The organism is Pseudoalteromonas sp. D15MCD-2 (genome assembly GCF_038562745.1).
Taxonomy (GTDB): domain Bacteria; phylum Pseudomonadota; class Gammaproteobacteria; order Enterobacterales; family Alteromonadaceae; genus Pseudoalteromonas.
In genome coordinates this window covers 1,402,747-1,427,936 of sequence record NZ_JBCFQE010000001.1, presented here as the reverse complement: position 1 = coordinate 1,427,936, position 25,190 = coordinate 1,402,747, and the positions used below count along the sequence as shown (strand labels likewise).

Genomic DNA, 25,190 nt, shown 5'->3' with positions numbered 1-25,190 from the left:
TTACAGGTTGCGCCAGTGCTCAACCAAAAATCGAGAAATAGAATCTTGTCGGGTTAGTTTAAGATGACTGCCCTGCTCATGCCATTGGCCGAATTCATTAAGTTCAGCACGGCTAAACCATCTTGCATCGTCTAACTCGTCTTTATCTACCTGAATATCTTCTGAAACCGCTGTAGCCATAAAACCAAACATAATTGATGATGGAAATGGCCAAGGCTGTGAAGCGATATATTGAATATCTGTCACCGCAACACCGGCTTCTTCCATGACTTCGCGGGCAACGGCCTGCTCTAGTGTTTCACCAGGGTCTACAAAACCAGCAAGAGTTGAAAAAACACCTTCAGGCCAGCTTGCTTGACGGCCTAACAAGCAGCGCTCAACCCCATCTGAAAAGGTTTTAGTAACTATCATAATCACCGCAGGATCGGTTCGCGGAAAGGTTTGATGCTGGCAAGTTTGGTTCTCACATAATCGTGAATGCCCAGCTTCAACCATATTATTTTCATGACCACAACGGCCACAATACCAGTGCGTTGCGTGCCAAAAACACAGGCCCCTTGCCAGTGCGGCAATCGAACCTTGTTTTAACTCAACTTGTGGGCCTAACTTGCGAATATCTACAAATTCAGCGCCATTAAGCATAGGCTCAATAAGTGAGTCTGGAACATGGCTGACGTCTAAAGCAAAATGAGCCACATCATCGTCGTCTAAACCCAATAAAATGCTTTTTGATAAGTCGAGATGATCCACTTGAGATAAGCGTAAATAACACACTTCAGGACTGTCTTTAACAAATAAACTTTGATTGTTATTGACCAATAACCAGCGACTCTGAGAATTCATTTGAGCCTTTAACCACTTTGGATCTTTACGACGATTTGATGCACGATCCAATGGCATTTGAGAGTAATTCAGCATGGCATTCCTTGAAAATAGTTTACTCGCTAAAACTACCATAAGCGGATGATAAACCCAATTTATTACAGGCATAAAAAAAGCCCAAACTGGGCTTTTTTATTCTCTCTCACAATTTTACAAGGTCGCTAGGTGCGCTTGTAGTTTTTGGTTCTCAGCTTCAATATGCTGATAGAACTCTAAATCTTCTAATTGACTCGCTGCAGCTTTATCAATGATGATCACCGCATCTTTATGAAGTTGCAGTGCTGAAGCTGGGCATTTAGCCATTAACGGGCCTTCTACCATGGCATGAACGGCATCAGCTTTACTTGCACCGGTTGCTAAAAGCACTACTTTTTTGGCTTCTAAAATAGTGCCAATACCCATAGTGATTGATAAATGCGGTTGATACTCACCCTCAGCAAAAAATCGCGCATTGTCTTCAATTGTCGCTTTGGTCAGTGTTTTAACACGGGTGCGTGATGTCAAACCAGATGAAGGTTCGTTAAAGCCAATATGACCATTACGGCCAATACCAAGTAGTTGTACGTCAACACCACCAGCCGCTGTGATTTTTTGCTCATATTCATTACAAGCAACAAGCGGGTTTACTGCATCACCCGGCGGTACATGGGTGTTTTGTTTATCGATATCAACATGGTTAAATAGCTGTTCATTCATAAAGTAACGATAACTTTGTGGATGCTCGCCAGTTAAACCTAAGTATTCATCTAAGTTAAATGTTGTCGCTTGGCTAAACGAAATATCGCCAGCTTTATTTTTTTCGATCAGTTGTTGATACAAAGCAACAGGTGTTGACCCTGTGGCAAGACCAAGTACTGAGGCTGGTTTTTTTAGTAATTGTTTCGCAAAGATGTTGGCACCATACGCTGCAACTTGGGCTGCATCATCAAGAATCACTATTTGCATATCGATTAGCTCTAATTATAAGTTGGAAAAAAATGGGACCTAAAACCCAACCCCACGTGCAATCGAGCTGGGTTTTAGATCAAACCACTGCCAGGATACGATGCAGTAGCTATAACCATTATGACAACGCTGTCATTATCACTTCTAGTTTTATCTTTGTAAAGTAAAAGTGAATAAAAAATTACTCTTTTTGTTAGTGTCTAATAATTATTAAACACTAACAAAGATCTTACGGCGATACATCCAATGCAATACCAGCATTTGTACTGCTAATAATGCAAATACCGCCATCAGGGGTTGCCATGCCTCTGGCACAGCTCGAACCACCCCACCAAATACGCTTTGGCTGACATAGCCCCAATTCACAAGACTTGACGCTAAGTAAATAATAATAGAGTTTGCACCTATGATCACAAAGGGATACGCGGCGCGTTGCCCTGGCAGAATATCCACCAGTGCATAAAAAACGGCGAGCAATATGGCACTCCAGCCAACGGTTACAAGCACAAATGAGCTAGTCCAAAGCTCTTTATTTACTGGGAACTGTAAATCCCATAACCAACCTAAACACACACTTACCACACCTGCGGCGAACAATAAGGCGGTCATTTTCCACTCGCCAATTTGCTGAGCACGAGCCACTAGTTGACCTGCAAACACACCCATTAATGCATTAACTATCGCTGGGATATTCGACAATACACCTTCTGGGTCTACCACACGGTTTTGATAACTAATCCCCGGTAGTAAGTGTGCATCAAACCATGCATTCCAACTTCCTGCTGCTGAAAGGTCGCCAGCACTGCCACCCGGCACTGGAACAAAACAAAGTAGTAGCCAATAACCCACTAAAATAGCTGCTGCGGTAATAATTTGTGTTCGTAAACTGGTATGCCAAACCAACATTGCACAGAAGAACCACGCAATAGCGATGCGGCCAAGCACACTGGCATAACGAATTTCATCCAACGCCATTGGCATCCCTGTGCCCCAGCCGTGGTTATACAAAATACCTAATAAACACAATAGTAAAAGACGTTTACCCGCCTTACGGTAATACACTTTGCGCTCATCAAACGGTAAATGGTCAATGCGTTTCGGGGCTAACCCCATCGCCACACCCGATAAGAATATAAACAATGGGAAAATCAGATCGTAAAATGTGAAGCCATGCCAAACGCTGTGCACGGTGTGTGCTTCAAAAACTTTCCAGCCAGTCCAGCCAGTTAAAACGAAGAGCGCTGCGAATAGTGACTGTCCGCCTAATATCCAAAACATATCCATGCCGCGCAGTGCATCCAGCGATGCCAAACGTTTTCTTGTTGGTTGTGTTGTTGTCATTGTATTACCTTAAATAGAAAAAGCCCCGCGATACAACGGCGGGGTTTTTACCAGGGAAGCTTGTTATAGCGCTTTTCCAGCAATAAAGGTGGCTTGTACATTTTGCTGTGCGTCTAACACCACAAAGTCAGCGTCGAACCCGCTCAGTAAGCGACCTTTTTTATGTAAACCTAAATATTGTGCAGGATAAAGTGATGCCATACGTAAGCTCTCAGCAAGGCTAACATCCAATGTGTTCACTGTGTTGCGCACCGCACTTGCCATATCAAGTACGCTGCCTGCTAATTCACCGGTCGTTGAATTTAATCTATCGCCAGTACGAATAACTTTACGACCATCAAAGAAATCAAACTCCATATCGTCAGTCCCTACAGGTGGCATAGCATCTGTGACTAACATAATTTTTCCGCGCTGTTTGCTACGAATTGCTAATTTTGCTGATGATGGGTGTACATGGTGACCATCAACAATTAAGCCGCACCAGCTGTTATCATCCCAAAGTGCAGCACCTACAACACCCGGCTCTCGTGATGTAAATGCTGACATAGCATTAAATAAGTGGGTAAAACCATCAGCCCCTGCCGCAAGTGCTGCATTAGTGGTCGCAAAGTCTGCATTGGTGTGGCCAATTGATACTTTTACACTACACTCAACCAAGCGCGCGATATCATCAGCACTGACATTTTCAGGCGCTAGGGTTACCATTTTAATGCCTAGATCTTGGCGGGCATAAATCGCAAATTCTTGCTCTGTAATAGGTCGAATAAATTGCTCGCTGTGGGTGCCTTTTTTAGGTAATGAAAGGTGTGGCCCCTCGAAGTGCACACCCATTACGCCCGGAACACCTTCAGCAATTGCTTGTGCAGTGGCATCGGCCGCTTTTGCCATGACTTCGACTTGGTCGGTAATCAGGGTTGGCATAATCGCTGTTGAACCAAACTGACCATGTGCTTTGGCTATTCTATCTAAGCAATCTGGCGTTTGTTCAGCGTTAAAAAACGCCCCGCCACCGCCATTCACTTGTACATCAATAAAACCGGGTGCCACTAAACCCGTTAATGCAACGGCATTAGCATTTGCTTCAACACGCTTAAACACACCATTGTCGACGCTAAAATACACATCAGATAAAAATTCGTCACCGGTAAACAATGAACTTGCATGATAAATCGTCATTACAAACTTACCTCTTGGTTTTGTTCAAGCACAGATTGCTGAGCAAAATACACAGCGCCCATTTCCGGTGGTTGAATAGGAGATTCAACGCGTTTCGCAATATCCTCTGCAAGCCACTTATTTAATGGCTCGGCTAAGCCACCAATCATAGATAAGCGTGGCGGGTTATTCTCTAATAAACGCTGAGCTAATTTACTGACATAATCAGCGCCCTCTTTAACAATCGAAACCGCAACTTTGTCATTGTTATTGGCTGCTTCAAATACATAGCGGGCTAATTTGGCAAAACTACTCGAGGCTGACCAGACATTTTCTCAACAATCGCCATCGCATTGTCAGCTGCAAAATGCTCGGTGATCACGTTAGTCAGATTTGTTACTTCACCTAGGCCATCAAGGTCTAACAAGGTTGCTTTTATTGCTTCAAGACCCATCCAGGCACCACTGCCTTTATCGCCTAGAGCAAAGCCATGACCGCCAAAGTTAGTTGTGCGACCATTTACACAAGAAAAACCACAAGAGCCAGTGCCTGTGATGATAACCGCACCATCACTCCCTTCATGGGCGCCGATACAGGCTGTATGTAAGTCAGTGGTGAGGAACATTTGTTTAAATGGATGCTCCCATTCCATAATCTTGTCGTACAAGCTTGGTAGGTTTACGCCTGCTAAACCTAAGCCGGCATAAAGCTGATGAACGGTTTCAAGCGGTAAACCCGCATCACGAAGTGCTAATTGTGTTGAGACCATAATTGATTCGAGAGTACGTTCCAAACCATGTAATGGATTTGCAGGACCACCTAGGCCAGTTCCTAATACACCTTGTTTAACAGAGTAGATAGTTGCTCGACATTTCGTTCCGCCACCATCGATACCAATAAACAATTGGTCCTCATTCACACTCTTCGCCATCATTTAACGACCCCTAGCCTTCGTTTAGTTTTTGTCTAAATCGCATTATTTTTCTTATCAGAATGCGAAATCATCTCAACCTTTGTTGATTTAATGTTACACAACAAATGACAGCGTTGTCATTATATTTTTTATAAAAATTCGTATAACTTTCATATTTATTTTTAATTTATTGAATTAAAACGCTTTATTTAACAGACAAGAAAATTAGAAACCACATCAACAATGTCCTATAACACCTTTATTTATGCTTTTTTGCATAATTTAGTGCGTTGTGCGTGACTATTCCTTTATTTATCATCAAGTGTAGCTAATGTTAGCTTAGCCGAAATAATACTTTAGTTAAACATTTTATTTTTATAGGAATATTTTTTTACCTTGATAGTAGCAGTGAATCATCAATACAATGAAATTCAGCAGCAGCTTGCTTTAAAACATCAGCGGTAAGGTGCTCTGCCCCATAGACATCACACGGTAGCTGATACTTATTTGCTAAGTGACCAAGTAATAATGCAAAATCACCATCACCCGAAAGTAATACCATTTTATCAAGCTGCTTGGCATGTTCTAGCATGTCAATGGTAATGCCAACATCCCAATCCCCTTTCGCACTGCCATCTTTGCGCTGAATAAAAGGTTTCAGTTTTACCTCAAAGCCAATTGCGCGCAAAATATTTTGAAACTGCGATTGCTTTTCATCCCCACGGTAAATTGCATACGCAATGGCGCAATCGATTTGGTAGCGTTCGCTCATTTGCGCCCAAAAGGCATTGTAGTCAAAATTTTTCTTGTAGCTTTCTCTACAGGTGTAATAAATGTTTTGTACATCTACAAAGATACCGACTCTTGGCTTATCAACTACTGACATAATTTTTCTGTTTTTAGTGATTTGTGTTCACTGTAGCATATCTAGGTTGATATTTACGAAAAAGTAACCTAAATTGGTTACATAAAATAAAGTAACCAAATTTGGTTACTTATCGCGATGTAACTAAATTAAGTTACTTAATCTAAGGGATCATAATGATTGCGGTGATCAGCGGTGATTTAATTAAATCACAAAAAATTCCACAACAAGAATACGACGCCATGCTTTATCAGCTCGATCAAAGCTTACGCTTTGTTGCTAAGCGCTTTAACGCAAGCTTTACCATTTACCGTGGCGATGCATTGCAATTACAGCTAAAAGAGCCTGAGCTTGTATGTCATGCAGCCATCTTGTTGTATTTGCAAATGAAGGCAGCCAATTATGAGCTGCGACAAAGCTTGGCTATTGGCTCACTCGACAACCCACGCGCCGATATAAAAACAGCCACAGGCAGTGCTTATACCTTATCAGGCCGTGGTTTAGATAACATGAGCCAGCAACGCTTAGTGTTTAATATTGAAAATAACCCCCTTGAAGAAGGCTTTGCGCTTAATATTGCGCTTGTCGAAGTCCTGCTTGAAAAAATGAGTCAAAAGCAGGCTAATGCCCTGTTTTATTATTTAACCGCCGAGAACAATAGCCATGCAGAGCTTGCCAAAGAGCTTAATACTAGCCGAGAGAATGTCACTAAGTTACTCAACCTAGCCCATTATCAACTTATCGAGCGCTTTATAAATTACTGCCAAACCACACTCAAAGGATTGTTATGACCAGTTTTGCTCTATTACTCACCGCGTTAGTACTAGGTCACTTACTTGCTGACTTTTATTGGCAGCCAATGAGCTGGGTACACGACAGAAACAACCGTCACTTTCGTGCCAGTAAGCTCTATTTGCACGTATTGACACATGGTGTGACCTCTTTAGCTGTACTCACACTGTGGGAATACACATACGGCTGGCAAGAGTTCTCTCGTGTATTGTTAGCAGCTGGTGCGATTATGCTAAGCCACTATGTCATTGACTTGGCAAAGTCATACTCAAATAAAGGCGTAGTGCCGTTTTTACTCGACCAATTGGCACATCTTGTTGTGATTGTAATGCTGAGCGTTTGGCTTAGTGATAAGAATGAATTTTATAGCTTAGCGTGGCAGAAGCTGATTGCCCTCGAAACCTTGTTTGTTATTGCAGCTTATTTATTGGTGCTCAACCCAAGCTCTGTGTTTATTCGCATGATGCTGGAGAAAATCAATATTCAGATAAACAATGAAGGCAGTATTCCTGCTGCGGGGCATTTTATAGGCTTGCTCGAGCGAGTGTTAATGTTGAGCTTTATTTTGCTAGGTGAATACGGCGGCGTGGGCTTTCTGCTAGCGGCCAAGTCGATCTTTCGATTTGGTGATTTAAAAGAAAGTAGCGAAAAACAACTCACTGAATATGTCATGCTGGGCACTTTGTTAAGTGTCACCGTAACACTCTTTATTGGTGTCGCCACCTTATATTGCATTAAACTCGTTTAATCGCTTAGAAAAACAAAAACGCGCAATTGCGCGTTTTTTGTTTTTACTGTTATTAACTATCCGCAGCGGGTTTACGTCTTGGGCGAGATGGTCCCGATACACGCTGACGATTACCCGCAGGTTTATTACCTGCTGGTTTAGTGTTATTCGATTTATTCCCGTTGTTAGCGCCTTTTTGGTTTTGGCCCTGCTCTTTACCCTTACCCTGCCACTTACCTTGTGAAGGTCGCTTTTGCGATTTAGGTTTTGGCTTTTGTGAGGGTTTTGCAGCACCTTGACCGTCTTGAGCTGGTGCTTTTGGCTTTTTCGGTTTCTTTGGCTTTTTCGGCTTGATTGGACGCGTATCTAGCGGCTTTTCAGCAACTGGTTTGCTTGGCTCAAAACCTGCTTCTGTTGCACGCGGAATAAGCTCACCAATAAAGCGCTCAATACCATACAAATCGTCGGCATCATCTACTGTTACAAACGAAATAGCATGACCCGATGCACCCGCTCGGCCTGTACGGCCAATACGGTGTACGTAATCTTCATAAATATTTGGTAAATCGTAGTTAACAACGTGAGGCAGCTCAACAATATCTAGACCACGGGCAACAATATCGGTTGCAACTAATACGCGCACTTCACCGGATTTAAAACCTTCGAGTGCCTTAACGCGAGCGCCTTGCGATTTATTACCGTGAATGGCAGCACCCACAATATCATCGCGTTCAAGCTGCTTAACTAAACGGTTTGCACCATGCTTGGTACGGCAAAATACTAATACTTGTTGCCAATTATTGGTACGGATCAAATGGCTAAGTAATGCTGTTTTACGTGATTTATCTACCGCATATACAGATTGAGCAACCGTTTTAGCTGTGGTGTTTTTTGCCGCGACTGAAATTTCAACGGGGTCGTTAATGAGCCCTTTTGCTAGTTCACGAATTTCATCTGAGAAAGTCGCTGAGAACATCAAGTTTTGACGTTTAGCAGGCAATTTAGCAATGATACGTTTGATGTCATGTATAAAGCCCATATCAAGCATACGGTCGGCTTCATCAAGGATCAGCACTTCTAAATCATCAAACTTAACAGCATTTTGATTGTGTAGGTCTAATAAACGACCAGGTGTGGCAACTAAAATATCAACACCTTTACGAAGGCGCATCATTTGCGGATTAATTTTAACGCCGCCATAAACAACAAATGAGCTAACATTTGAATGTTTAGCGTATTGCTCAACATTTTCGCTTACTTGTAAAGCCAGCTCACGGGTTGGTGCCAATACTAATGCGCGTACTTTGTTGCCACCCGCTTTAGGGCCTTTTGACAAACGCTCAATTAACGGCAGCGTAAAACCTGCTGTTTTACCTGTGCCAGTTTGCGCTGCGGCCATAACATCGCGGCCTTCAATGATCGCAGGGATAGCTTGTGATTGAATAGGCGTTGGTGCTTCATAGCCCTTTTCTAAAACTGCATTTACTAAAGCTGGTGATAAACCTAACCCATCAAAACTCATACTATCTCTCTTTAAAAAATTCAGCCGATACGGCGAAGTGCGCGCATTATACCTAGGATAGTCAATAATGCATGGAATTATTTGCAAACTAACACTTAATGCTGAACTTAGCAGACAAATTTAAGACATAAAAAAAGCGGCTCAAATGCCGCTTTATTCTTATAACCTATCTTTACTTAACACCAAGTTCGCGTAAACGCTCTTGTAAGTAGCTGTCTGCTGTGTAACGCTCAGAAAGCACAACATCAGGACGCGGGTGTAAGAATAATGGTAACGAAATACGTGATTTCGTTGACGCTTTGCCCGTTGGGTTGATCACGCGGTGAATCGTTGATGGGAAGTAACCACCTGACGCTTCTTGTAACATGTCACCAATATTGATGATCAGGTTACCAAAATCACATGGTACGTCTAACCAACCACCATCTGTTTTTTGTACTTGTAAACCTGGCTCATTTGCCGCAGGTAATACAGTTAGTAAGTTAATATCGCCATGCGCTGCTGCACGGATTGCACCTGGCTCTTCATCACCTGTCATTGGAGGGTAATGCAGAATACGCAGGAGTGTTTGCTCAGAGTTAGCAATCATATCTTTAAGGTCGATAGAGAACTTAGCACGCACTTCTTCTGGAGCTTCAGCTTGAACCCAGCTTAATAATGTTGCTGCAAACTCATTCGCTAAACGGTAGTACTCACGGATTTCTTCTTCTAGCTGTGCTGGAACACGGCCTTTTGGATAAACGTGGTAATACTCTTTAATATCTTTAACGGTAAAGCCTTTTGCAACTTCTGACACTGATGGTGGGAAGTAACCATCTTGTGTTTCTTTTGAAAATAAAAACTCGTGCTTTTGCTCAGAATTAAAGAATTCTTGCCAATTTTTGTAAATAGACTCAACTAATGACTGAGGGATTGGGTGATTTTTTAATACACCGAAACCTGTGTTTCTTAGTGACTCAACAAATTGAGCGGCCGCATCGCTCGCTTTATAATCAACGGTAGGTAAATGTTGCATTTGTCTTTTCCAGTGAATAAGGTTCTAGAAGTCTGTGCTAAGCATAGCATTTCTTCATTATAGCGCTTCGCGAGGATAGAGAAACACAGGCAAAAACATAAGGACTTATGTCCGCCCCACCTTGCTTAGCTCCTTAACTTTGATACAGATCAACTAACCCCTTAAGTAGTATAATATGTACTATTACCTAAACTTTGATATGGTTAATTAGACACATTTCAACGCAAAAGGATCGCTAATGTTCAAAAGTCTGCAAATCTTACTTTTCAGTGCGCTGATACTTGTAACCAATCAGGCCATCTGTGCAGAACAAGCAAACTATAAAGTCGAAAATATTAAAGACAACGTATATCGCTTTAGTGCTGGCCATTATCACAGCGCTTTTATGATTGTTGATAACCAGGCCTTAGTGACTGATCCTATTAATAGCGATGCCGCAAAATACTTAAAAAGCTATATCAAGAAAACCTTTAACGCCGAAATCAAATTTATGCTGTACAGCCATAGCCATGTTGACCATGCGATGGGCGGTAATGAGCTAATCGATAACAACACCACGGTCGTTGCTCATCAATTTGCAGCTGAGGACCTTAAATTAAATAAAGTGCCTACTGCCCTGCCTGATCTTACATTTACCGATACACTAAAAGTCGATTTAGGTGATAGTTACGTGCAGCTGAAATATTATGGGCCTAATAATGGCCGAGGCAATGTCAGTATGCGCTTTATGCCTGCCAACGTACTTTATGTTGTTGATTGGATTGTGCTTGGCCGCATGCCATATAAAAACCTGATTGGTTACGATATTAACGGCATGCTGCATTCAACCAAAGCGGTGCTAAATGAACCTGCGTTTGCTGCATTTATAGGTGGCCATGCAGATACTGGCAACCGCGATGATGTTGTCTCGTACTTACACTATATTCAAGACTTACACACTGCCGTGCGCGATGGCATGTTAAAAGGTAAAAACCTTGCGACCTTACAAAAAGAAATAAGCTTGCCTAAATACAGCCATTTAAAAATGTACCAGCAATGGCTACCACTGAATATTGAGGGTGTGTATAACAACCTTGTCGAGATGGGTTATTTTAATTTTCGCAGCGACATTGATGCTCAGTTTTAACTGAGCATCAATAGCGAGATAAAAACGCGTTAAGTTCTTCACTCATACGTGCAACAAGCGATTTTGGGCCACCATCATACATATCGTTATGGCGCGAATCTTTAAGCTTAATTTGCGTCACTGGGTATACAGCGAGCTCTTGCGGCGTTAGCAATACGTTGTCATCTGCCGGGTAATCGCTACCGCGTAGTGTCAGTACAGCAATATTTTTGTTCCTTGGGGTCAGCATACGGCGATGATCAAGGGTGATCAGCTTAGACACCTTAGCGGGATAAATAGCGGCATATAATGCTGCAATATCTCCCCCATTTGAGTGCCCAAATAAAGTGAGCTGATTAAAGTCATACGCAGGGTAACGCTTTGCAAGTTCTACGGCTAAAAACTCAAGGGTTTGCACACCACGGTGCCAGTTTTCCATACGGGTAGTCATGTATGGTGGCTCAGGGTTTAAACTCGGATCACCTTTTAACTCATGAGCAACTTCAACCGTTAAATAACCATGCTGATGAAAGGCCTGCTGAGCAAATTGATAGTCTGTATGTGCCATACCATAGCCTGCCCCAATAAACGCCACGGGGCATTTCTTCTTTATCGTGCATTTGCTATCGGCTGCTGTAATGGTCACCGGAATATGGCGTGCCCGCTCAGTATCAAACAGTGTCTCTGTTTGATTTGCAAAGGCTGTTTGCCCGCAAAGCGTTAAAGCAAGCATTAGCGCCGCCTTTTTAATATTTAACATGCTAATTTGAATTCTAAGCTACGTTTAACCATAGGCCACTCACCATCAATAATTGAAAACACCACGGTGTCGCGTACGCATCCATCGGCCATAATTTGGTGATTACGAAGCACCCCATCTTGTTTCGCTCCTAAGCGGGCAATGGCATTGCGTGAAGCCTGGTTATGCCAATGGGTACGAAACTCAACGGCAATCACATTAAGTGTTTCAAATGCATAACTCAGCAGCAGTTTTTTACAATCAGTATTAACCCCAGTACGCTGAAAACGCTTGGCATACCAGGTATAGCCAATTTCTAAACGGCGGTTTTTATTGTCGATATTACAAAAGCGAGTTGAGCCTATCACCTCATCGGTGTGTTTATCGATGACAGCAAATGGTAATGCGCGACCAAGTGACTGTTGTTCAAACGCCATACTTAAATAATCGTCAACACGTTCTTCATTAGGCACCGAGGTAAACCAAAGCTCCCAAAGCTTTCCATCTGAAGCTGCGTTTACTAAAGCATCACGGTGCTCAAGCGTCAACGGCACTAATTTAACAAATTGACCTTCTAAGGTGATGGGACTTAAATCCATAACTTTTCTTAACCTTAAGTAGCAATAATATTTAATCCACCAGCTCTATATCGAGCCCTGCTAATAAATCCAAAGCGGCATAACGTTCAAATTTGGCCTTACTGATATTGTTAGCTGTTATATCAATGGCGAAGTGGCTGGCACCAATAAAGTTAGCCTTACTGAGGTTGGTTTGTTGGAACAAGCTGTCACGAAAGTCCGTATCAGTAAAATCAGCTGAAGATAAATCTGCATGTCTAAAATCAACATCTTTGGCAAAACAGCTACGCATTTTTAAAGCTTTTAAACTAAGTTCAAAAAAGCTGCTGTGGCTAAGTTCACAACCAACAAAACTCACGGGAGCACGGCTGGCGAGTAGTGGCCAATCAACATCAGTAAAGCGCACGCTGGTTAATTTACACTGTTTAAAGCTTACTTCTTCAAGCGAGGTGTATCTAAGCCCAAGGGCAGCTAAATTAGAGTTTTTAAACTCGCACTCTATGAACCGACAGTTTTCAAACTGACTATTGCTAAAGTCACAGTCGATAAATTCACATTGCTCAAATTCGCAATGCGAAAATGTTTGCCCTGCAAGGTTTGCTTCAAAGGTGTGTTCAAAATAAAGCGAATGGCTTGCGATCACGCGGTGGTCTCAATATCTTGTTTAAGCACAAGTACTGCAATAAAAATAAGACCAAACAATGGAATTAGCGCTAAAAAGCCACCAATAGCGGCCACCACGATTGGTGTTGAAGTTTTGCGCTTACCTAAGTAATAGCTGATAGCGGCAAACAGTGGGACCATAACAAGTACAAAATAACCTAGAAAAGTTGCACTGATATTCATTCTCTCTCCTTGAAGAACATACTAAATATTCATTTAAGCACAAAAAAACCCTAAGGCATACACCTTAGGGTTATTATTCATTAAGTCTTATAATTCAGGTTATTATGAATTATTCAGCGTCTTTCGCTACAACATCAATAGCAAGCTCAGTTAATGCATCTGCATTTGCTTTGCTTGGTGCATCTGTTAATAAACATGATGCTTGAGTTGTTTTAGGGAAAGCAATAACGTCACGAATGTTATCAGTACCGCATAACAACATAACTAAGCGGTCAAGACCAAACGCAAGACCTGCATGCGGTGGCGTACCGTATTTAAGTGCATCAAGTAAGAAACCAAACTTGTCTTGTTGCTCTTGCGCTTCGATACCTAAAATTCTGAATGCTGTTTCTTGCATTTCTGCATTGTGAATACGTACCGAACCACCACCAACTTCGTAGCCGTTTAATACCATGTCGTATGCATCTGATAGTGCACCAGCTGGGTTTGCTTCAAGCTCTTCAGGAGAAATACCTTTCGGTGCAGTGAATGGGTGGTGAACCGCATGCAATGTACCTTCGTCGTCTTCTTCGAACATAGGGAAGTCAACAACCCATAATGGTTTCCAGCTATCTAGATCAGTAATGCCTAAATCAACACCAATCTTAAGACGTAGCGCACCCATTGCTTCGTTTACAACGTTGCGCTTGTCAGCACCAAATAAAATGATGTCGCCAGATTGTGCGTTAGTACGCTCAAGTAACTGGTTGATCACCTCTTCGTTTAAGAACTTAGCGATTGGTGATTGTACACCTTCAACGCCCGCAGCACGGTCGTTCACTTTCATCCATGCTAGGCCTTTCGCGCCATAGATACCAATGAACTTAGTGTAATCGTCGATTTGTTTACGAGAAAGCTCAGCACCGCCTGGTACAGTTAATACAGCAACACGGCCTTTTTCGTCATTAGCAGGACCAGAGAATACTTTAAACTCAACGTCTTTTACTAAATCAGCAACGTCTACAAGTTGCATTGGGTTACGTAAGTCTGGTTTATCAGAACCATATAAACTCATTGCTTCGCTGTATGGCATTACTGGGAAGTCGCCTAAATCAACGTCTAATAATGATTGCCACATTTCACGGATCATTTTCTCAGTCATTGCACGCACTTCATCAGAGCTCATGAATGACGTCTCTAAATCGATTTGTGTGAATTCTGGCTGACGGTCAGCACGTAAATCTTCGTCACGGAAACATTTAACAATTTGATAGTAACGGTCAAAGCCCGACATCATTAATAATTGTTTAAATAACTGTGGTGACTGAGGTAAAGCGTAGAAGCTCCCCTTGTGAACACGGCTAGGTACTAAGTAGTCACGCGCACCTTCTGGCGTTGCTTTTGTTAGTACCGGTGTTTCGATATCTAAGAAACCGTTGTCATCTAAGAAACGACGCACAAAGCTGCTCGCTTTTGCACGAAGTTTGATACGATCGCTCATTTCAAGACGACGTAAATCTAGGTAACGGTATTTTAAGCGGCGCTCTTCAGAGTTTTGCTGATTAAAATCAAGTGGTAATGGCTCTGAACGGTTGATGATAGTTAAGCTTGTGCCTAAAATTTCAACTTCACCTGTTGCCATGTCTTTATTTACTTGGCTATCAGGGCGTGCGCGAACAACACCTTTTAACTGCACACAAAACTCTTGACGTAGTTTATTCGCAGTATCCATTAATCCTTCTACTTCAGGATCAAAAACAACTTGTACTAAACCTTCTCTGTCACGTAAATCGACGAAGATAAGGCCACCAAGGTCACGGCGTTTGTTGATCCAACCACATAGTTCAACTTCTTGATCTACGTGAGATTTGTTTAGCTGTCCGCAATATATAGAGCGCATAGTATTCCTGTCAGTTAAAGACTTATAGCCGCCTGCTCTTAAGAGTTCGCTATTTTGAGAGCAAAAGCCACTATACAAAGTAATCATTTAAGGCAGAGCATTATACCCAAACCATCGCAAAATGCGAGTGCCAGCAGTGCCTGTCGGGGGCTAAACATATACCCCGACTTCTGAGCAAACATTTCTTTTGATACACTAGCTAAAGTTTAAATTTATTGGTTGGTTTAATGCTGTATTTAGGTTGTCCGCAGTGGTCTAGCACCGCATGGAAAGGAAATTTACTCTCTAGTCACTGTAAAAGCGCCGACATGCTCAGTGAATATGCGCAATGCTTTAACTCAGTCGAGGGCAACACCAGTTTTTATGCTGATCCAAGTCATGAGTCATTATTGCGCTGGCATGATGCGGTACCCGAAGACTTTAAATTTACTTTTAAGTTTCATCGGCGTTTTAGTCACGAATTACAACTGACGAATATAACTAGTGAGCTTAATGCGTGGCTAAACTTATTTGAGCCAATTTTTGCTAAAACGGGGCAAATAATGTTGCAGCTACCCCGTGCCTTTGGACCAGATGCACTGCCACTGCTTGCTAATTTTATTGCACAACTACCCAAACAACTTAGTTACGGTATAGAAGTACGTCACCCCGGTTTCTTTCAAAAAGATGATGCAGAAATTCGTTTAAATCAGCTATTAATTGAAAATAATATAGACCGTATCAGTATGGATACCCGCGCTTTATTTGCTGTACCCGCCGATACCGATGCACTCATTGATGCGCAAAAGAAAAAACCTTATTTACCTGTGCATGCCATTGCAACAGGAAATCAGCCTATGCTGCGCTTAGTGATTGCCAGTCTTGAACATGAATACAAGTCGTATTACCAGCCATGGCTGAAAAAAGTAAAGCAATGGCTTGATGAAGGAAAATCACCCTATTTGTTTTTTCATACCGCAGATAATCGCCAGTCACCACTTTTAGCAAGACAGTTTTGCCAAGATTTAGGTTACAATCACCCCGTGCTTGCGCCTTTTATAGGTGAACGCGAAGCAAGCCAAAGCAGTTTATTTTAGCGCCCGATTTATCAGAGAAAATATGAAAGATTACAGCCGTTATTTTCAAGGTTACCCGCCTCACATCATTGAGCAAGTGTTACAGCTATTTAATGGCGACAGAGCTGCTAACTACCTAAAGGGCAAATACCCTGATGCGCATAGCATTACCAGCGATAAAGCTTTATACAGTTACGCCACTGAGCTGAAAAAGCGCTACCTTAAAAATGCCCTGCCTTTTGGTCGTGCTGCATTCAAAAAACAAGGCGATATGGTCACGAATGCCTTAGGCACCCATACTTTCCGTATGCAAGGTAAAACCCGAAAACACGACCTTGCCATTAATAGCGACCTGCTTCGCGCACCTGAGCCACTTCTCAAAGCACTCGTCGTACACGAGCTGGCTCATTTTAAAGAAAAAGACCACAACAAAGCTTTCTATCAACTATGCTGCCACATGGAGCCGCAATATCATCAACTAGAACTAGATTTAAGAATATTCAGTGTGCTGGTAGGTGAAGGGAAAAATCCGTATTAAAACTATCAGCTATCAGCTATCAGCTATCAGCTATCAGCTATCAGCTATCAGCTATCAGCTATCAGCTATCAAAAACATAAAACCTGGGGAATGAATGTTAAGCTCTTGTTGTTCAAAAACTCTAATAACTATCCTCCATCTCGATCAGCTAAAAACTGACGGCTGAAAGCTGACAGCTAAACTTCTGAAACCTCAAACCTTCTTTGCCCTATCAGCTGCCCAGACTCGGTAACCACTTTAACGACCCATTTCCCTGCAGCATTAGCAGGGAAATTCGTTTTATGGCTCCACGCTCGATAGCCCTCTTTACGACCACCAGAAATATCCAAGGCTATGCGGTCAACTTCTTTTCGATTATGCACCCAAACGTGGAAGATTTTTTCATTTAAACCTCGCGGTGCTTTTACCGCACTAAAACTATATAGACCTTTTTCATGTAAGCTCTGCTCAGTGAGTTCTGATATTGGCGAAAGCGGTTTACGTGCTTGTGCATCAAGCTGATACGACATGCTCATATCGGTTAAACGCAGTGCCGCAGGTGGCACAAAGCTACGTAATTGCCAAAGCCCGGTACCTAATGCACAAAGCAATAACACCAACAGCGGGAAACGCCACCATTTAGCATTGGGCATCAAATTACCAAGACTTGGAATCGTTAAAATAACAGCCGTGATCAGCGCTATTTCAAAACTTTGGCTGGTTGTTAACTTTAATAAAATTGGCAAGGTAACCGACAGCACGACAAACAAAGAAAAGCTATGAAACACACTAAACCAGACACTGTGCCTTGCAAGCTTTTTGTAATAAAGGGGATCAACAACAGAAACGAACGCACAAAGTATAATTAAAGCGGTAAACGCGGCCTGACCATGGTCCCAAGTAGTCACCGCCAAGAAAAATGGTAAAGCAAAAAACAAACTTTCTTGCTGCACAACTTGCAGCGCAAAGCGCATCACGTTGGGCGACACTGCCACACCAAAACGCTCCTCTACTTTATCTCTTAGCCAGTTATCTATTAACAACCACAACCAAGTGACTAATAGCAAAATAGAGATAAGTTGCGAAAACGATTCTTTTCGCTCAACAAAGACATAGCTTGCCACACCACTGCAAAAAGCCAACACCGCCATCAACCCCGGCCGCTTCTGCATCATGAAAACAAATTTAGTTATAAAGTTTTTTAAGTAATTCATGTAATCATCAAATCCATTTAAGGCTTTATGAGTAAAGCATAAATTGGATGAATGTAGGCTTTAAAACGAGCTTTAAGTTCAAAGCTTTAAACTGTAAGTTTTGAGCCAAGACTAGTTACTCAACTACATCGATTATGAAGGTTCGTAAATAACAATTTGACTCAACAACCAGTTAAGTTCATCGTCAATTTGCCATGCCTTACATGAATTCAGATGTTTTAAAATTACCTGCTTATCAGACTGACAACTAACTGCTTTTAATACAAGGTTACCATTTTCCCAAAGTGTTGCCCTTGCTATAAGGCCATTGCCCTTAATTTCAATGTATTGAGCTTTAGTTGGCTCACCCAATTGAGCAGAAAGAACCACCTTGAGATTTTCAATTGTCAAAATTTTAGATTTTGAATTTCTCCAATTTTCTAATTCTTGTAGCACTATTTTCCTTAACCTAAGAATGTAAGCAATTGCTACCAAGCACTATTTTTTATACCAAGGTAGCTTACAAGGCCCTTAACCTAATGAGTCAAAGCAAATTTCCGTGTAACTCTCATGTGAAATACCAAGGTTAAATTTTCCATACTCAGCTTGATTAGATTCGCTATCTTCAAGCCAAAGTTGTTTTGCCTCTAACAAATCAGAAATATTATCAATCTCTCGGACTCCATTAAGTACAACATGTAAAGTCTCCGATTGAGTTTGGAATGTCACAAACACTTGAAACTCACTCCCAGAGCGTTTTAACTTTACTTCATCGACTATAACATCTTGATATATGTGATTAAATTCCAATTCAATTGCCTATTGAGTTATTTCAGTAGATTAATTTATGTATTACACACCAAAACATTAATTTAACGAAAGCTGCAAAACCATATTTCAAACTTAGGGCTTAGTACCCTCAATTGAATTTCAGCGTTGAAATAAACTCAACATAAAACACTAAGTGCTATAGCCTTTTAAAAACAAAAAAGCGCGGTCTGACCCGCGCCTCTATTTTATCTGACGGCTGATAGCTGACAGCTCAAGTCGTTAGGTTACAAACCAAGCTCTGCCATAAAATCATCATCTGCATCGTCTGCTTGTGATGATGCTTTTTGCTTTTCAGCTTTTTGTTTAGCTTCGTTTTCGATGATGTCATCCGGGTCAACGGCTTCTGAAATATCAAAATCATGTAGTTTGATAAACTCAGTTTTATCCATTGCCAGTTCTAGATAGAAGATATTTTGCTTCGCTGTAGTGAAGGTCACACGGCGCGCTTGTGGTCTATCCATGGTGGTATCAACAGAGATTTGCACTTGTTTATTAATCGCCATCATCTTAGGTTGGTTTTGCGTGATAGAAGTATGCAGCTGGTCGCGTACTTTTGACGTAAAGTCACCAACGATTTGGTTCATCAGCTCGCCGAGTACGTTTGCCACATCATCTGATAAATGGCTTTGTGCAATTTCGTCCTCAGGCATACCCATGTTACGCATATAGTCATGGTAAATTTCCATGGCTGCTTGCGCTGTGAAGTTTGTTACCACAAGACCGGTAAAGCCACCATCGAACAATACAAAACAGCCAATATCTGGGCGCATACAGGTGCGGGTGATTTTTTGAACCATAGCAGAATAACTAATACTGTTACCGCTTGCTGAAGACAGAACTCCAGTCACTGAATGACACAGAGTTGATAAGATATCTTCAGTACTGATCACTTTGCTTTTTGTCATTAAACTTCTCTTTTTTGTACTTGTTATTGATAATTCTAGCCAAGCTACTGAATTTATCACTGACTATCCAGTTAAAAATGCTAAAATAGCGGTATTATTTTTTAAAGAGACTGTTCAAGTGACGCAAAAAGACAGTATTTATGCCACTGAGCAAGCGGTTAAAGACTTTAGCTTTGACCAACATGTAGTAGAAGTTTTCCCTGATATGATCCAGCGCTCGGTGCCAGGTTATGCAACTATTGTTAGCACCATGGGTAAGCTGGCTGGTGAGTACGCGCAAAGCAATTCAAACCTATACGACTTAGGCTGTTCTCTTGGTGCTGTAACGTTAAGTATGCGCCGCAATATTCGCACTGATAACTGTAATATCATTGCTGTTGATAATTCAGAAGCGATGGTTGAGCGCTGTAAATTACATTTACAAGGTTTTCGCTCTGAAGTACCAGTCACAGTTACACTGGGTGATATCAACGATTTAGCTATCGAGAATGCCTCTGTGGTCGCGATGAACTTTACACTACAGTTTATTCCACCTGAAAAGCGCCAAGCGGTGCTTGAAAAGATTTACGCAAATTTAAAACCAGGCGGTGTTTTGCTGCTGAGCGAAAAAATTAGAGGTGAAAATGAGCAATGCGATAATTTGCTCATTGATTTACACCATGACTTTAAACGTCACAACGGCTATTCAGAGCTTGAGATCAGCCAAAAGCGTACGGCTATCGAAAATGTCATGCGCCCTGATCATTTATCTACCCACTTAAACCGATTAAGTGAAATTGGTTTTAGCCAAACGCAAGTGTGGTATCAATGTTTTAACTTCTGCTCGATGATTGCAATCAAGTAATCATCACAACGATATAAAGAGTATTTCATGTCTCAATGGTTTAACCAATTTTACGCTGCGATTGCACAAAGCCCGCTTAGCCACTGGCTCGAAACTTTGCCTGGTCAATTAAAACACTGGGAACTAGAAGCCAGCCACGGTGATTTACCGAAATGGCAAAAAGTGCTGAAAAACTTACCTGAGGTAAGCACAAACCATGTGAATCTTCAGGATAAAGTACAAATTGGCACCGGTGATGAGCTATCTGAAGGTCAGCAAAAACAGTTAACGCATTTATTAAAGCGCATGATGCCATGGCGTAAAGGGCCATTTAGCTTACACGGTATCGAAATTGATACTGAGTGGCGCAGTGATTGGAAATGGGATCGTTTACTGCCTCATATAGAACCGTTAAAAGGCCGCACTGTGCTTGATATTGGCTGTGGCTCAGGTTATCACTTGTGGCGCATGCGCGGTGAAGGCGCTAATTTTGTAGTGGGCATTGATCCATCTGATTTATTCTTATGCCAATTCCAAGCGATAAAGCATTATCACCAAGATGAAAACGTGCATTTATTGCCGTTAGGTGTTGAAGCTCTGCCAGAGCTAAAAGCATTCGATACGGTATTTTCAATGGGTGTTTTATATCATCGTCGTTCACCTATCGACTTTTTAGCGCAATTAAAAGCACAGCTTCGCCCTGGTGGTGAGTTAGTCCTTGAAACACTGGTTGTTGAAGGTGATGAGCACACAGTTTTAGTGCCAACTGACCGCTATGCGAAAATGCGTAATGTATGGTTTATCCCAAGCACCGCGGCATTAAAACTATGGATGGAGCGCGTTGGCTTTAAAGATGTACAAGTTAAAGACTGCGCAATCACAACGCTTGAAGAACAACGTAAAACCCAGTGGATGGAAAACGAATCATTAGTCGACTTTTTAGACCCAAATGACACCAGCAAAACCATTGAAGGTTACCCTGCCCCTCTTCGCGCTATTTTAACCGCGAAAGCTTAACAAATAGTGAGAAGTTTCGAGTTTCAAGGTTAAAAGTTCATTTGCCTGATACTTTTGCCTTGGAACTTGAAAACAAAAAACCGGACAACTGTCCTTGTCAAGTCGGTTAAAGTGATTTTTCAACTAGCCGCGCCAGTGCAATTGTTGTAAAATACGCGCGTTTCTAAGCAACCCACATGCAACTTTTTTGAGGAAAACCTGTGAGCGAACAAAAACAGTCTCTTAGCTATAAAGACGCGGGCGTAGATATCGATGCCGGTAATGCACTTGTTGAGCGTATTAAAGGCGTAGTAAAAAAAACCAGACGTCCTGAAGTAATGGGCGGTATCGGTGGTTTTGGCGCACTTTGCGAACTACCAACTGGCTATAAAGAGCCTGTACTGGTTGCTGGCACAGACGGTGTTGGTACAAAACTACGTTTAGCAATCGATCTTAAAAAGCACGACACAGTGGGTATCGACCTTGTTGCTATGTGTGTAAACGACCTTATTGTACAAGGTGCAGAGCCACTATTTTTCCTTGATTACTATGCAACTGGTAAATTAGACGTAGATACTGCGGCTGATGTTGTAACAGGTATTGGTAAAGGCTGTGAGCTCTCTGGCTGCGCTTTAATCGGTGGTGAAACTGCTGAAATGCCAGGTATGTACGACGGCGAAGACTACGACATGGCTGGTTTCTGTACTGGTGTTGTAGAAAAATCAAAAATTATCGACGGTACTAAAGTTGCTGCAGGCGACCAATTAATCGCTCTTGCATCAAGTGGTCCTCACTCAAACGGCTTCTCATTAATTCGTAAAGTTCTTGAAGTATCTGGCGCAGACACAAGTGCAGAGCTTGAAGGCAAAACACTAGGCGATCACCTTTTAGAGCCAACTCGTATCTACGTTAAACAACTACTTGAGCTATTCAAGCAGGTTGACGTTCACGCGTTATCTCACATCACGGGTGGTGGTTTCTGGGAAAACATCCCGCGCGTACTTCCTGAATCTGCAAAAGCAGTAATCAAAGGTGATAGCTGGGAATGGCCTGTTGTTTTCAACTGGTTACAAGAAAACGGCAACATCACAACACACGAAATGTACCGTACATTTAACTGTGGTGTAGGCATGGTTTTAGTTGTTCCAGCTGACAAACTTGAGCAAAGCTTAACAATTCTTAAAGATCTTGGCGAAAATGCATGGCATATCGGTGAGATCCAAGATGCGAAAGCAGGTGAAGAGCAAGTAGAAATTTTAGGTGGTCGTGACTAATGACCCCTTGTCGTCTTGTTGTATTAATTTCTGGTAGCGGTTCAAACCTTCAAGCCATCATCGACGCATGTGCGCGTGGTGAGATAAAGGCCGAAATCGCCGCTGTAATTAGTAATAAAGCCGACGCCTATGGCCTTGAGCGAGCAAAAAATGCAGGTATACAAACACGTGTACTTAGCCATAAAGATTTTGACTCGCGCGAGGCCTATGATGCTGAGTTAATGGACATTATTGGCAATTTTGAACCAAATCTAGTTGTATTAGCTGGTTTTATGCGTATTCTTACACCTAGCTTAGTGCAAAAGTTTAAGGGAAAAATGTTGAACATTCACCCTTCTTTGTTGCCTAAGTACCAAGGGCTGAATACCCACCAACGAGCGATAGATGCAAAAGATGACGTTCATGGTGTTAGTGTTCACTTTGTCACAGAAGAGCTAGACGGCGGTCCCGTTGTTCTTCAAGCCAAAGTTCCGGTACTCGAAAACGATACCGCAGAGACACTCGCACAACGTGTTCATCAGCAAGAACATATAATCTATCCATTGGTGGTCAAGTGGTTCAGTGAACAACGACTCAAGATGGAAGCAGATTATGCAGTTTTTGACGAAAAGAAACTTCCTGCACACGGCGCGCACTACCCAGAATAAAAATCTAAGTGCCCTACTCGCTTGTGTGGGCACTTTATTACTTCCTACCAGTGTTTTAGCTGGCGACCTCACTCAATACCAAGCCAAATACGATGTACTTCGTAAAGGCGAAACCCATGGTAAAGCAGTACGCGAGCTGAAAAAAGCCGCTGACGGTAACTACGTGATCACCTATCACAGTGAAATCGAATGGATGATTTTTTCGGACTCACGAAAAGAAACATCCATGTTTACTTATCATGATCAGAAAGTTTCTCCAATGAGTTACACCATGGAGCGCTCAGGCACAGGGCCTGATAAAGAATACAGCTTGAAATTTGATGCGATGCAAAAACAAGTTCAAAGCAGCCAAAGTAAATATCCTCTTAAAATTGATTGGTCAGATGAATTTCAAGATTCACTGTCTTATCAAGTGCAAGTTCGCGAAGAGCTAAAACAAGGCAAAACGCAATTATCTTATCCACTTGTTGATAAAAAAGGCAATTTACGTAACTACAACTTTGAAGTTGTCGGCACAGAAATGATTTCATTGCCCATCGGCAATGTAGAAGCGATTAAAGTAAAACGTTTATACGATAACGACAAGCGTCAAGCACTCGCTTGGTTTGCCCCAGAAATGGACTACATGCTAGTTCGTATGTGGAAAGGTGAAAAAGGCGTAGAGCAATTTGAAGTGCAACTTAATTCATTTACCGTGACCACGCCAGTCGCCGTAACAAATAATGAAGTGAGTAATGAAGCGCCTGAGTAGCGCTCCATCTTTTATTTAAATCTTTTCGCCCATTTTAAAAAGTGCAAACTCACCGGGCTCCATTTTCTGCCAGCGTTCATCATTGGTGAGTGGCCTTGTTGCAATCACAGTAACCACATCGTTAGGTGTGGTTTCTTTTTGAAAATCAACCACCATGTCTGCATCAATTAATGTCGCTTTGCCAAACGGCGCACGGCGTGTGATCCAATGTAGATTATTGGTGCAATAAGCTAAAACGAAAACACCATCGGTAAGTAGCATATTAAATACGCCTTTTTCACGCAGTGTGTGAGCAAGCTTGGCAGCATAGCGAAATACAGACGCCATATTTGATGGGCGCTTAGGGTATTTTTCGCGAATTTTATCGAGCAGCCAGCAAAACGCCAGTTCACTGTCGGTATTACCGACAGGCCTGTAATAGTCTGGTTTTAAATCATGATAATTTGATAATTGCCCATTGTGGGCATACGTAATCTCGCGTCCCCATAACTCACGAGTAAATGGGTGGGTGTTTTCAAGACAGACACGACCACGATTACCTTGGCGAATATGGCTTATCACCGAAATACTTTTTATTGGGTAAGCTTTTACGAGTTTGGCAATTTCTGACTGGCAGCTTGGCTCAGGATCTTTAAATGTACGACAGCCTTTACCTTCATAAAAAGTGATGCCCCAGCCATCTTTATGTGGGCCAGTATTACCACCGCGCTCTAATAATCCTGAAAAACTGAAACAAATATCCGTTGGTACATTGGCCGACATGCCAAGCAACTCACACATAGAACTCTTAACCTATAAAACTAATCGAAGGAAGGCATGATGGGCTGATCCCTGCCTGCGCTCATTGTTAATCATAGCGCTAAAGATGGCAACTGCTATGCTGAGATTTTCAGA

At 42.0% G+C, this 25,190-nt stretch carries 27 protein-coding genes and 1 pseudogene; 10 read left to right on the top strand and 18 right to left on the bottom strand.

Translation table 11 applies throughout. The annotated features are described in order from the left end of the window. The 6 genes and pseudogenes from nudC to AADY36_RS06415 all read right to left on the bottom strand — a co-directional run bounded on the left by nudC (window position 1) and on the right by AADY36_RS06415 (window position 6,122). Window positions 1-918, bottom strand: a complete 918-nt coding sequence (gene nudC / locus AADY36_RS06440; protein ID WP_342408689.1) for an NAD(+) diphosphatase — start codon at window positions 916-918, stop codon at window positions 1-3. 114 nt (window positions 919-1,032) lie between these two features. Next, window positions 1,033-1,827: a glucosamine-6-phosphate deaminase gene (nagB, locus tag AADY36_RS06435; RefSeq protein ID WP_054561755.1), complete on the bottom strand. Its 795-nt coding sequence runs from the start codon at window positions 1,825-1,827 to the stop codon at window positions 1,033-1,035. Between the two features lie 210 nt (window positions 1,828-2,037). After that, window positions 2,038-3,168, bottom strand: coding sequence for a transmembrane glucosamine N-acetyltransferase NagX (gene nagX, locus AADY36_RS06430; protein ID WP_342408688.1), 1,131 nt, complete (start codon window positions 3,166-3,168; stop codon window positions 2,038-2,040). 63 nt (window positions 3,169-3,231) lie between these two features. After that, a complete protein-coding gene (gene nagA, locus AADY36_RS06425) occupies window positions 3,232-4,344 on the bottom strand; it encodes an N-acetylglucosamine-6-phosphate deacetylase (RefSeq protein WP_342408687.1) in 1,113 nt (370 codons plus the stop codon). Then, window positions 4,344-5,257: pseudogene (gene nagK / locus AADY36_RS06420) on the bottom strand (N-acetylglucosamine kinase). The gene nagA and the pseudogene nagK overlap by 1 nt, the downstream one beginning before the upstream one ends. Before the next feature lie 370 nt (window positions 5,258-5,627). Continuing rightward, entirely contained in the window at window positions 5,628-6,122 is a 495-nt protein-coding gene (locus AADY36_RS06415) for a LabA-like NYN domain-containing protein (RefSeq protein ID WP_054561759.1), read from the bottom strand. Between the two features lie 155 nt (window positions 6,123-6,277). Between AADY36_RS06415 and AADY36_RS06410 the strand changes: the two genes are divergently transcribed. Both AADY36_RS06410 and AADY36_RS06405 read left to right on the top strand, forming a co-directional pair. Further along, on the top strand, window positions 6,278-6,892 hold the full coding sequence (locus tag AADY36_RS06410; RefSeq protein ID WP_342408686.1) for a hypothetical protein: 615 nt from the start codon (window positions 6,278-6,280) through the stop codon (window positions 6,890-6,892). Beyond that, a complete protein-coding gene (locus AADY36_RS06405) occupies window positions 6,889-7,641 on the top strand; it encodes a DUF3307 domain-containing protein (protein ID WP_054561761.1) in 753 nt (250 codons plus the stop codon). The genes AADY36_RS06410 and AADY36_RS06405 overlap by 4 nt, the downstream gene beginning before the upstream one ends. Window positions 7,642-7,693: 52 nt before the next feature. Here AADY36_RS06405 and AADY36_RS06400 read toward each other — a convergent pair whose 3' ends face one another. Further along, the gene (locus AADY36_RS06400; protein ID WP_342408685.1) at window positions 7,694-9,142 is read right to left on the bottom strand and encodes a DEAD/DEAH box helicase; all 1,449 of its coding nucleotides are present in this window, start codon (window positions 9,140-9,142) and stop codon (window positions 7,694-7,696) included. Between the two features lie 172 nt (window positions 9,143-9,314). Further along, the gene (locus tag AADY36_RS06395; protein WP_054551580.1) at window positions 9,315-10,157 is read right to left on the bottom strand and encodes an isopenicillin N synthase family dioxygenase; all 843 of its coding nucleotides are present in this window, start codon (window positions 10,155-10,157) and stop codon (window positions 9,315-9,317) included. Window positions 10,158-10,395: 238 nt separating this feature from the next. Between AADY36_RS06395 and AADY36_RS06390 the strand changes: the two genes are divergently transcribed. After that, entirely contained in the window at window positions 10,396-11,283 is an 888-nt protein-coding gene (locus AADY36_RS06390) for an MBL fold metallo-hydrolase (protein ID WP_342408684.1), read from the top strand. A gap of 7 nt (window positions 11,284-11,290) precedes the next feature. On the opposite strand, the gene AADY36_RS06385 is transcribed toward AADY36_RS06390, so the two are convergent. The 5 genes from AADY36_RS06385 to aspS all read right to left on the bottom strand — a co-directional run bounded on the left by AADY36_RS06385 (window position 11,291) and on the right by aspS (window position 15,304). Beyond that, window positions 11,291-12,022, bottom strand: a complete 732-nt coding sequence (locus AADY36_RS06385; protein WP_285221549.1) for an alpha/beta hydrolase — start codon at window positions 12,020-12,022, stop codon at window positions 11,291-11,293. Next, entirely contained in the window at window positions 12,016-12,600 is a 585-nt protein-coding gene (locus tag AADY36_RS06380) for a GNAT family N-acetyltransferase (protein ID WP_342408682.1), read from the bottom strand. Before AADY36_RS06380 ends, AADY36_RS06385 begins: the two co-directional genes overlap by 7 nt. 31 nt (window positions 12,601-12,631) lie before the next feature. After that, entirely contained in the window at window positions 12,632-13,222 is a 591-nt protein-coding gene (locus AADY36_RS06375; RefSeq protein WP_342408681.1) for a pentapeptide repeat-containing protein, read from the bottom strand. Continuing rightward, window positions 13,219-13,425: a hypothetical protein gene (locus tag AADY36_RS06370; RefSeq protein ID WP_342408680.1), complete on the bottom strand. Its 207-nt coding sequence runs from the start codon at window positions 13,423-13,425 to the stop codon at window positions 13,219-13,221. The genes AADY36_RS06375 and AADY36_RS06370 overlap by 4 nt, the downstream gene beginning before the upstream one ends. Before the next feature lie 109 nt (window positions 13,426-13,534). Further along, complete coding sequence (gene aspS, locus AADY36_RS06365; RefSeq protein WP_054561766.1) at window positions 13,535-15,304, bottom strand: aspartate--tRNA ligase; 1,770 nt, start codon at window positions 15,302-15,304, stop codon at window positions 13,535-13,537. A 227-nt stretch (window positions 15,305-15,531) separates the two neighbouring features. Here aspS and AADY36_RS06360 point away from each other — a divergent pair, with 227 nt between their 5' ends. Both AADY36_RS06360 and AADY36_RS06355 read left to right on the top strand, forming a co-directional pair. Next, the gene (locus AADY36_RS06360) at window positions 15,532-16,380 is read left to right on the top strand and encodes a DUF72 domain-containing protein (protein ID WP_342408679.1); all 849 of its coding nucleotides are present in this window, start codon (window positions 15,532-15,534) and stop codon (window positions 16,378-16,380) included. 22 nt (window positions 16,381-16,402) lie between these two features. Beyond that, the gene (locus AADY36_RS06355; RefSeq protein ID WP_054561768.1) at window positions 16,403-16,897 is read left to right on the top strand and encodes a M48 metallopeptidase family protein; all 495 of its coding nucleotides are present in this window, start codon (window positions 16,403-16,405) and stop codon (window positions 16,895-16,897) included. A gap of 176 nt (window positions 16,898-17,073) precedes the next feature. Here AADY36_RS06355 and AADY36_RS06350 read toward each other — a convergent pair whose 3' ends face one another. The 4 genes from AADY36_RS06350 to AADY36_RS06335 form a co-directional block, all read right to left on the bottom strand. Continuing rightward, the gene (locus AADY36_RS06350) at window positions 17,074-18,090 is read right to left on the bottom strand and encodes a DUF5924 family protein (protein WP_342408678.1); all 1,017 of its coding nucleotides are present in this window, start codon (window positions 18,088-18,090) and stop codon (window positions 17,074-17,076) included. A 132-nt stretch (window positions 18,091-18,222) separates the two neighbouring features. Then, window positions 18,223-18,525 (bottom strand): immunity protein TriTu family protein, encoded by a 303-nt coding sequence (locus AADY36_RS06345; protein WP_054561770.1) that lies wholly within the window; start codon window positions 18,523-18,525, stop codon window positions 18,223-18,225. Window positions 18,526-18,600: 75 nt separating this feature from the next. Then, the gene (locus AADY36_RS06340) at window positions 18,601-18,879 is read right to left on the bottom strand and encodes a hypothetical protein (RefSeq protein WP_054561771.1); all 279 of its coding nucleotides are present in this window, start codon (window positions 18,877-18,879) and stop codon (window positions 18,601-18,603) included. Between the two features lie 245 nt (window positions 18,880-19,124). Continuing rightward, a complete protein-coding gene (locus tag AADY36_RS06335) occupies window positions 19,125-19,805 on the bottom strand; it encodes a DUF3334 family protein (protein WP_054561772.1) in 681 nt (226 codons plus the stop codon). A 118-nt stretch (window positions 19,806-19,923) separates the two neighbouring features. On the opposite strand from AADY36_RS06335, the gene cmoA reads away from it, so the two are divergent. The 5 genes from cmoA to AADY36_RS06310 all read left to right on the top strand — a co-directional run bounded on the left by cmoA (window position 19,924) and on the right by AADY36_RS06310 (window position 24,296). Next, window positions 19,924-20,649, top strand: a complete 726-nt coding sequence (gene cmoA, locus AADY36_RS06330) for a carboxy-S-adenosyl-L-methionine synthase CmoA (protein WP_058585302.1) — start codon at window positions 19,924-19,926, stop codon at window positions 20,647-20,649. A 27-nt stretch (window positions 20,650-20,676) separates the two neighbouring features. After that, on the top strand, window positions 20,677-21,645 hold the full coding sequence (gene cmoB, locus AADY36_RS06325; protein ID WP_054551592.1) for a tRNA 5-methoxyuridine(34)/uridine 5-oxyacetic acid(34) synthase CmoB: 969 nt from the start codon (window positions 20,677-20,679) through the stop codon (window positions 21,643-21,645). A 200-nt stretch (window positions 21,646-21,845) separates the two neighbouring features. Then, complete coding sequence (purM, locus tag AADY36_RS06320) at window positions 21,846-22,898, top strand: phosphoribosylformylglycinamidine cyclo-ligase (RefSeq protein WP_054551593.1); 1,053 nt, start codon at window positions 21,846-21,848, stop codon at window positions 22,896-22,898. After that, entirely contained in the window at window positions 22,898-23,545 is a 648-nt protein-coding gene (gene purN / locus AADY36_RS06315) for a phosphoribosylglycinamide formyltransferase (RefSeq protein WP_342408677.1), read from the top strand. Before purM ends, purN begins: the two co-directional genes overlap by 1 nt. After that, a complete protein-coding gene (locus tag AADY36_RS06310) occupies window positions 23,499-24,296 on the top strand; it encodes a DUF3108 domain-containing protein (RefSeq protein WP_446728739.1) in 798 nt (265 codons plus the stop codon). Before purN ends, AADY36_RS06310 begins: the two co-directional genes overlap by 47 nt. A gap of 15 nt (window positions 24,297-24,311) precedes the next feature. Here AADY36_RS06310 and AADY36_RS06305 read toward each other — a convergent pair whose 3' ends face one another. Next, on the bottom strand, window positions 24,312-25,076 hold the full coding sequence (locus AADY36_RS06305; RefSeq protein WP_054561775.1) for a class II glutamine amidotransferase: 765 nt from the start codon (window positions 25,074-25,076) through the stop codon (window positions 24,312-24,314). Window positions 25,077-25,190: the final 114 nt, after the last annotated feature.